Source organism: Rhizobium sp. ERR 942 (genome assembly GCF_007828395.1).
In the GTDB taxonomy this organism is placed as follows: Bacteria; Pseudomonadota; Alphaproteobacteria; order Rhizobiales; family Rhizobiaceae; genus Rhizobium; species Rhizobium dioscoreae.
In genome coordinates this window covers 872,405-879,333 of sequence record NZ_VIUA01000003.1, presented here as the reverse complement: position 1 = coordinate 879,333, position 6,929 = coordinate 872,405, and the positions used below count along the sequence as shown (strand labels likewise).

General features: G+C 58.7%; 6 protein-coding genes. 2 read left to right on the top strand and 4 right to left on the bottom strand.

Features of this window, described 5'->3' with window-relative positions; all coding sequences use genetic code 11:
* Window positions 1-442 precede the first annotated feature (442 nt).
* The 3 genes from FBZ97_RS16915 to FBZ97_RS16905 form a co-directional block, all read right to left on the bottom strand.
* Window positions 443-1,165 carry a class I SAM-dependent methyltransferase gene (locus FBZ97_RS16915; protein WP_186449503.1) on the bottom strand — a complete coding sequence of 241 codons (723 nt, stop codon included), beginning with the start codon at window positions 1,163-1,165 and terminating at the stop codon, window positions 443-445.
* Window positions 1,166-1,619: 454 nt separating this feature from the next.
* Window positions 1,620-2,474 carry a D-alanyl-D-alanine carboxypeptidase family protein gene (locus tag FBZ97_RS16910; protein WP_145320066.1) on the bottom strand — a complete coding sequence of 285 codons (855 nt, stop codon included), beginning with the start codon at window positions 2,472-2,474 and terminating at the stop codon, window positions 1,620-1,622.
* 417 nt (window positions 2,475-2,891) lie between these two features.
* Entirely contained in the window at window positions 2,892-3,116 is a 225-nt protein-coding gene (locus FBZ97_RS16905) for a DUF1127 domain-containing protein (RefSeq protein ID WP_145320068.1), read from the bottom strand.
* 103 nt (window positions 3,117-3,219) lie between these two features.
* Between FBZ97_RS16905 and FBZ97_RS16900 the strand changes: the two genes are divergently transcribed.
* Window positions 3,220-4,110: a LysR family transcriptional regulator gene (locus FBZ97_RS16900; RefSeq protein WP_113352532.1), complete on the top strand. Its 891-nt coding sequence runs from the start codon at window positions 3,220-3,222 to the stop codon at window positions 4,108-4,110.
* Between the two features lie 44 nt (window positions 4,111-4,154).
* On the opposite strand, the gene FBZ97_RS16895 is transcribed toward FBZ97_RS16900, so the two are convergent.
* On the bottom strand, window positions 4,155-4,811 hold the full coding sequence (locus FBZ97_RS16895; RefSeq protein WP_113389634.1) for a dihydrofolate reductase family protein: 657 nt from the start codon (window positions 4,809-4,811) through the stop codon (window positions 4,155-4,157).
* 226 nt (window positions 4,812-5,037) lie between these two features.
* Here FBZ97_RS16895 and FBZ97_RS16890 point away from each other — a divergent pair, with 226 nt between their 5' ends.
* Complete coding sequence (locus tag FBZ97_RS16890) at window positions 5,038-6,927, top strand: ABC transporter ATP-binding protein (RefSeq protein ID WP_145320070.1); 1,890 nt, start codon at window positions 5,038-5,040, stop codon at window positions 6,925-6,927.
* Window positions 6,928-6,929 lie beyond the last annotated feature (2 nt).

Here is a 6,929-nt window from a genome sequence, read left to right as displayed (position 1 = left end):
GCAGGTTCCATAAACTGCTCCTCCTGAGCGAGTGTTTTGATGCAACCTCACTCTGCCAGAGCGGCGGCCGCTGTTCACTCCTCATGGGATCTAAAGCCGAAGGGGTATGTTCCACCCGCCCCGATCTGATCTTGCAACCGGATCAGCCGGTCAGATCGGGGCTGGCCATCGTGCCGTGTGGCAGCTCAAGGTGACATTTCTACTTTGCACCACAGCGGACATTCCAACTCCTTCGCCACATGCATGTAGCCGGGGTGGGTTCAAGGATGAAGTGCGACTTGCGAATGATACCAATGGGTTGTCACTCGCAAGGAAGACGTGAGAGCATACCCGCCCCCACGTCGATGTGGATAACAGCGCTTATCCTTCAGCGTCGGCCGATGCATCTCGGTAGCTTCCTCGCCATTATGGCTGGCTGAACTTCAATGGCCCGGCAGGCCCGTCATGCTTCCAAAGCCATGACGACGATCCAGGCTTGCCATCTGACACCCGGGATTTTCAGCAGCAGATTATCGATCCGCTCGCCGGTGCCCCGAACCGCGGCGCCGAACGGGCTCTTGCGAAACGGAATGGACGCGAGTGCAGCGAGCCCGAAGAATTCCAGATCGCACTTCGAGAAATATTTGCGCACGACCTCGAAGTCCGATTTCAAAAGCGGATGCTCATCGACAGTACGAGCCTCTGGCGTCCGGTTGCGATAGAGATTGATCACGGGATTGTGGCCGAGCGGCTCGAAGAAGAAGGCTTTGCCGCCGGGTCGCAGCACGCGCCGGATCTCGCTCAGCGATTTATCCAGGACGAGGTGGTGGAGGATGCCGCTGCCGAAAACGACGTCAAAGCTCGCTGACGGCAAATTCATATCCTCTGCATTGTCGACCTGGAACGTCACGTTCTCGATTCCGCGGAGAGCCGCCGTGTTCGTGGCCTGCTGAATGGCGACGTCCGAAATGTCGATCCCGGTAATCCGCTTGGCGGAGTGTGCAAGACCAATGCTGCTCATGCCGTTTGAGCACCCGTATTCGAGCACGTCCCTTTCGGGGCAGGCCGCCCTCACCAGCCGCCAATACGCATCCACGGCGGGCTTTACCGCGAAATAGAACGAGTCCTCCTTGCGCTCCTCCACTGCACCGAAGCGTTCATTATGAAAGTCGCGCTCACGCGCCAAACGTGCATCATACGTCATCCCGGTCCTCCCAACTTGACCTAATGCGTTGAAATGTTTGCGAAATCTATATTGCAAGGAGCATCAGACCGGTCGCGGCCCATGATGGATCCTTCATTTACGGAGAATAACAAACTGAAACCAGATATCTCCGCCTACGCGAATTCGCAGTTCGGCGCTGTTTCCTACCAGAACATGATAAGCGCAGCGAACGAGCAACTTCCGCTGTAGACATAGGGCAGCCCGCCAGTTCGGCAATCGCTACTTGATTATTCGCCACGAGAGAGCCCTCTCAGCGAGCAGTAGTCGGGATTTTCATCGCACGTTTGCACGAAGAAACCCGATCCCTGCCCTCCACTATAGGCACAATGTGGCAGGATCGGCTTCTCAGCGGAGCCACCCTCTTGGTGGCCACCCAAAGATGAATGGCTGGCTGGATTCTGAAATCAGGCCGAACTCAGTTGGCAGAGCTTTGCTTGGGAGTTCCGGTCGACACCGTGGCTGTTGTCGCCACAGGGGCCAGATACGTATCCAGAAGGCTTGCCATCTTGTTGTCGCGAATTTCAGCGGTCTTCTCACCCATCACCACGCCGACAACACGGCGGCCGTTCTTCGCCGCCGAGGTCACGAGATTGTAGCCGGAGGCATCGGTATAGCCGGTCTTGATGCCGTCGGCTCCAGCGTAGCGATACATGAGGTTGTTGTGGCCGCGCAGCTTCATGCCGCGGAACTTGATGCCGCGCATCGAGAAGAGCTTGAACTCTTCCGGGAAGTCACGCATCAGCGCAACGCCGAGGGTTGCCATGTCACGGGCCGTCGTGACCTGCTCCGGGTCCGGCAGGCCCGAAGGATTCTTGAACACCGTATTGCTCATGCCGAGCTGATGCGCCTTTGCAGTCATCATCTTGCCGAAATTATCCTCGGAACCGCCAAGCTGCTCGCCGATCGCAACCGCTGCATCGTTGGCGGACAGCACGATGATGCCCTCGACAGCTTCGCGTACAGTGACCTTGCGGCCTGCGCCAATGGCGAATTTGAACGGTTCCTTGCTCTCGGCATTCTCCGACATGGTCAATTTCTGATCCCATTTCAGATGACCGGCATGCAGTGCTTCAAAAGCGAGATAGAGCGTCATCATCTTGGTGAGCGATGCCGGGAAATTCAGCTCGTTCTCGTTCGATGCCTCCAGCACCTGGCCGCTATGAGCATCCACCACATAACTCGCCTGCCCGGCCTGCGCCAACGACGCTGCACCGAGGAGCGACGCGGTCGAAATTGCCGCGGCGAGCAGCATGGAGGTCTTCTTGAGCATGGTTTGTCTGCGTTTCCTGTGAGTGAAATCTGTGACGGGGCGCGGGCGATCGAAAGCGAATATTCGCCGCTTTTCGAAGGCGATGGATCGGGCAAATCTATGGCGGAAAAAAGAACGGCGCCATGAAAAAAAGGTTATACGGCAATAACCCCCTGCTCTTTTCAATATTGGCTGGGCCGGATCACAAGCGGTTGATTGCACCGGAATGAGTTACGATTTTGGCGCCGCGAATAAGCATTATGCCGGCCTGATTGCAGCGAACGTGCGAAACACAGCGAACAATCGCGACGCAATGTGCGAAGGCGGCTTCTGCTATCGGGACAGGGCCGCCTCGCTCAATACCACTGGTGGTCGCATCAGGAACACCGCTATTTGAGGCGTTCGGCCCGAAGGCTCGCGCGTTTTGAGTGATTTGCCTCATCCCCAAAACCAGGACTTATTGACCTCGGCACGCGCTTCGGCGCGCGTCACGCCGATATCGCGAAGCTGATCGTCAGTAAGGTCGCGCAGATCCCACCTCGTTTCACGCTTTTCGAGATAGACCAGAAACTTCGCCAGCGCTCTTCGCAAAATCCCATGCCTTCGCGGACCACGACCTGCGCCTGTCGCTGCAGGCATCGAGCTATCGACGTCGGTGGTCATTTTCATGCTCCTCGGGGCTCGTATCAAGATGGCCTCAGGATGCACTGGCGGAAGCAATGAATGAAGCTTATGGTATTTATACAATCCATAAGGAATTTTTCTATTGCTCAATCTGGATCAGCTGGCCGCCTTTGTCAGTGTCGTCGATCTCGGCAGTTTCACGGCTGCCGCCGATAAGGTCGGGCTGACGCAACCAGCCGTCAGCCTGCAGGTGAAGCTGCTGGAACAACGGCTCGGCGTGAAGTTGATCGAGCGCGTGGGACGACGGGCGCAGCCCTCGCCGGCCGGACTTGATCTGCTGCCGCATGCGCGGCGCATCATCGAAGCCTGCTCTGTGGCGGAGGAGGCGATGACGCCCTTTCGTGAGGGATCGATCGGCCGTGTGCGGATCGGCAGCGGCGGCACGGCATCAATTCATCTCTTGCCGCGCGCCATCGCTATGGCAAAGAAACGCATGCCTGATCTCGAGATCATCGTGCGCATCGGTAATATCGACGAGATTCTGCGGGATCTCGAAGCCAATGCGCTGGATCTCGCAGTGGTGGCCCTGCCCGCCGTCGGCCGTTCTCTCGAAGTCGAAGCATTCCATGAGGACGAGCTTTTGGCCGTCGCCCCCAAAGGAAGCCCAATGCCGGATGGCGGGCCGGATGTGGAATTCATGAAAGACAGGACTCTGTTGCTCTACGAAGGCGGCAACACACGTCGCGCGACGAACGAATGGTTCGAGGCAGGAGGCGTCCGCCCGGAACCGGCCATGGAGTTCGGTAGCGTCGAAGCCATCAAAGAGCTGGTCGCCGCGGGTCTCGGATGGTCCATCCTCCCGGACATGGCGCTGAGACGCGACAAGTCCGATCTTCTGGTGACGTCGCCGCTCAGGCCGAGACTGGTACGGCAGCTCGGGATAGTCCTGCGCCGGGACAAGCATCTCACCAAGGGCCTTCGCGAAATCATGAAATCGCTGCGTGAAATTCAGGCAATGGAACACATGGTATGACTGCGGCGGAGCGCTCGTCGAACACCTAGCCGCGGCCAGATCGGTTATTGGAGCCGCTTGCGGCGCTCGATCTCCTCTTCGGACGGATTCGGCCCGACAAAGGAGCCGGTCTTCACCGGGCCGTCCGGCTGATAGGTCGCAAAGATGACGCCGTTAGAGGAAGACTGAGTGCGCAACAGTTTCATTGCGGCAGGAACCGCTCCGCCGGCGAACAGCTTCTTGCCGCCGCCCAGCACGACCGGAAAGATCACCAGCTTGAATTCGTCGATCAGCCTGTGACGCAGTAGGGTCTGAATAAGGTCGCCACTGCCCTGAATGAGAAGATCCGGTCCCTCGCCTGCTTTCAACCCCTTGATCGCCGCCACGACATCCTTGCCGAGCGACTGGCTCTTGTTCCATTTCAGCTCGGCATCGCCACGCGTTGCGACGTATTTGACAACGCTGTTGAATCGCTGGCCGATTGGATCGTCGTCGCCGACATAGGGCCAAAAGGCCGAGAAGATATCGTAGGTCTTGCGTCCGAGCAGCAGATCGAACGGCTTTTCGAACAGTTCGAAGAGCGCCTTACCAGTTTCCTCGTCGGCGTGAGGGAATACCCAGCCACCATACTCAAAACCGCCGGTCGGATCCTCGTCCGGACCGCCGGGTGCCTGCATGACGCCGTCGAGACTGATGAATGTTGCCGCTATAACTTTGCGCATGATATCCTCCTTTTCTGGCACGGTGCCCAGAGGACGTCTCATCGGTTTCGATCCCGACATGTGATCGATTATTTTTGAACACGCAATCTAACGCTCGCGTTGGACTTGTGACCGATTGACTCTTGAACGCCGCCACGGAATCGGCAAAATTCATCCTATCAATATTTTCCTTGAGATACGAACCCGTCTGCGGGCCCGCCTCGTTTAATTATGCCTGGATAAAAGCGTGAGCAGCGATTCATCAAGAAGCGCCGCGAAGCCACTGGTTTCGCGTGCGCATGTCAATGCGGTCGGTTGGGGCCAAGGCCTGTCGACGATCGTCCGGATCACCCACATGACGCTGCGCCATCCCTGGCAGACAAGCTTCGCCATTGGGGCGACTTTTGTGGCTGCAACGTTGCAGCTGACGATTCCCCGCCTCTTGGGCCGTGCCGTCGATCAGACGCAGACGGCGGTTGCCGGCGGTGCCGCCGGCGAGATCGCGGAAAATGCGCTGCTGACGACTGCGTTGCTGCTGCTGGTTATCAGCATTCTGCGCGGCCTGTTCACGATGGTGCAGAACTACTATAGCGAAGCCGTCGGCCACCATATGGGCTATGAGCTTCGGCTCGCCTGCTATGAGAAGATCCAGCAGCTCTCCTTCAGCTTCCACGACAAGGCCCATTCTGGCGATCTCATCACAGTCGGCCTGCTCGATCTCGAAGGCGTGCGCATGTATTTCTCGACCGCGCTGGTGCGCATGGTGCTACTGACCATGCTGATCGGCGTCGGCGCCTATATGCTGCTATCGACCGATGTCGCGCTCGGTCTCTTGGCCCTGAGCTTCGTGCCTTTCGTGGCGTGGCGCTCTTCCGTAACGCAGTTGCGGTTGCGTTCGACATGGCTCGATCTGCAGGAGCGCCTCTCGGTGCTGACGCGCGTGATGGAGGAAAATCTCGGTGGCATCCGCGTGGTGCGCGCCTTCGCCGCGCAGGCACACGAACTCATGAAGTTCGACCGGGCCTCGCACAATGCGCTTTCTCTTGCCCATAAGCGTGTCGGCATCCGCGTCATCAATACCAGCGCCATGAATCTCTCTTTCTTCGTGTCCATGGGTCTGGTGCTCTGGCTCGGCGGCCTGAAGGTCATCAATGGGGAGATCAGCGTCGGCACTCTGGCCTCCTTCCTGACCTTCATGACCATCCTGCAGATGCCGGTGCGCCAGCTCGGCCTGATGGTGAATGCTTTCGCACGTGCCTCGACCTGCGGTTCGCGCCTGTTTGAGCTCCTCGATCTCGATATTCCCATCAAAGATGCGCCGGACGCAAAGCCGCTCGTCGTGACCGAAGGCACGCTGCGTTTTGAGAATGTCGACTTCAGCTATCCAGGTTCGGAAATGCGGCCGGTGCTGAAGAATATCTGTTTCGAGGCAAAGCGCGGGGAGACGGTCGGCATTGTCGGTCCGCCCGGCAGCGGCAAGTCCACCATTGCCCATCTCATTCCACGCTTTTACGACGTCACGGCCGGGCGGATCACGCTTGACGGCCAGGATATCCGCAAGGCGACGTTGCAATCGCTGCGGCAGAACGTTGCCGTCGTACAGCAGGATTCCTTCCTGTTCACGACCAGCATCGAGAACAACATCGCCTATGGCGACCCCTGGGCGAAGGAAACCCGCATAGAGCGCGCCGCAGAGTCGGCGCAGCTGCACAATTACATCCTCGGCCTGCCAGCCGGCTATACGACAATCGTTGGCGAGCGCGGCGTGTCGCTGTCCGGCGGGCAGCGTCAGCGCCTGACGATCGCCCGGACATTGATGCTGAAGCCGGCCGTGATGGTATTCGACGATTCCACCGCCGCGATTGACGCCGCGACGGAGCAGCGCATCCGCAGCGCCATGAAGCGTTTCGCCGGGGACCGAGTAACACTGATCGTCGCGCACAGGCTGAGTTCGCTGATGCATGCCGACCAGATCCTCTTCATCGAGGATGGCGCGATCGTCGAGCGCGGCACGCACGAGCAGCTCCTGGCCGCAGGTGGGCGGTACAAGGCGCTCTACGATCTGCAGGTTCGCCCTGAGGATGATGTCGTCAAGACGTCGGGCGGCACGCTCGAAAGGGCGAAAAGGGAGGTATGACA

What these genes read in the sequence shown, in the direction of transcription:
- FBZ97_RS16895 (WP_113389634.1), bottom strand. Translation starts at nt 4,811, where the DNA reads ATGCGCAAAGTTATAGCGGCAACATTCATCAGTCTCGACGGCGTCATG.
- FBZ97_RS16905 (WP_145320068.1), bottom strand. Translation starts at nt 3,116, where the DNA reads ATGACCACCGACGTCGATAGCTCGATGCCTGCAGCGACAGGCGCAGGT.
- FBZ97_RS16910 (WP_145320066.1), bottom strand. Translation starts at nt 2,474, where the DNA reads ATGCTCAAGAAGACCTCCATGCTGCTCGCCGCGGCAATTTCGACCGCG.